Consider the following 1359-nt stretch of genomic DNA (forward strand, 5'->3'; position numbering starts at 1 on the left):
GTGCTGGGGGGCTCGGGGACGGGCAAGAGCGTGCTGCTCAAGTGCCTCATCGGGCTGCAGCGGCCGGACGCGGGGCGCATCCTCTTCCAGGGGCGCGAGGTGACGGGCTTCTCGGAAGAGGAGTTCATCCCGGTGCGGCGGCACGTCGCGATGGTGTTCCAGGGCGCGGCCCTCTTCGACTCGCTGAGCGTGGGGGAGAACGTGGCGTATCCGCTGCGGGAGCACTTCCCGGAGATGCCGCTGGACGAGGTGCGGCAGCGGGTGGCTGAGAAGCTGGCGTTGGTGAACCTGCCGGGGACGGAGCGGCTGATGCCGTCGGACCTGTCGGGCGGCATGAAGAAGCGCGTGGGGTTGGCGCGAGCCATCGCCACGGACCCGGAGGTCATCCTCTGGGACGAGCCCACGACGGGGCTGGACCCCGTCACCACGCAGTCCATCAACTCGATGATCAACTCGATGAAGACCAAGCTCGGCAGCACGTCCATCGTCGTGACGCATGACCTGGTGAGTGCGTTCGCGGTGGGTGACCGGATGGCGATGCTGGCCAACCGGCGCATCGTCCAGGTGGGGACGCGAGACGAGTTCCGGCGCTCCACGGTGCCGGAGGTGCGGGCGTTCCTGGACGCGCGTCGTGTCGAGCTGGAGCCCGGAGGCGTGTCATGAGCCTGTTCACGTCCGCGGCGGGCGAGAAACGGCTGGCGTTGCGCGCGGGGCTGTTCGTGGCCATCGGCCTGGCGGTGGCGGGCGTGGTGGTGTTCTTCATCGGCCAGGAGTCGCGGCTGTTCCAGCGGCAGCACACGTACCGGACGTACTTCGCCAACGTGCAGGGGTTGAGTGACCAGTCCCCGGTGTGGCTGGGGGGCCTGGAGGTGGGGAAGGTGACGGGCATCTACTTCTCCGAAAACCCGAACGACCCCAAGCTGGAGGTCCGGCTGCAGGTGGCGTCGAAGTACGGGGACCGCGTGAAGCAGGACTCGCTGGCGCAACTGACGAGCATGGGCGTGCTGGGGGACAAGGCGGTGGACATCTCGCTGGGCAGTCCCACGTCGCCGCCGGTGGAGCCGGGTGGGGTGCTCTCGTCGTCCACGAGTGGAGACCTGACCAACCTGCTCAAGAGCGCCAGCGAGGTGATGGACAACTCGGTGGCCATCAGCAAGTCGTTGCTCAAGACGGTGGATGCGTATGGAGATCCCCAGCTCGCCAGGGACGTGCAGCGGAGCATGGCGTCCCTGCGGGGTGTGTTGGAGCAGGTGCAGAACGGGGACGGGATGTTGCATGCGCTCATCTACGACAAGGATGGGGGGCGCGAGGTGCGCAAGCTGATGGCGAGCGCGTCGAGCGCGGCGCAGCGGGTGGATG

At 67.9% G+C, this 1359-nt stretch carries 2 protein-coding genes; both read left to right on the forward strand.

The window, feature by feature from the left end; genetic code table 11:
* Nucleotides 1–663, forward strand: a 663-nt coding sequence (locus tag HR086_RS46875; RefSeq protein WP_174468914.1) for an ABC transporter ATP-binding protein, incomplete at its 5' end; no start/stop codon positions are given.
* On the forward strand, nucleotides 660–1359 hold a 700-nt coding region (locus tag HR086_RS46880), incomplete at its 3' end, for an MlaD family protein (protein ID WP_174468915.1). The genes HR086_RS46875 and HR086_RS46880, both read left to right, overlap by 4 nt.

Source organism: Myxococcus sp. CA039A (assembly GCF_013336645.1).
Lineage (GTDB): Bacteria > Myxococcota > Myxococcia > Myxococcales > Myxococcaceae > Myxococcus > Myxococcus llanfairpwllgwyngyllgogerychwyrndrobwllllantysiliogogogochensis.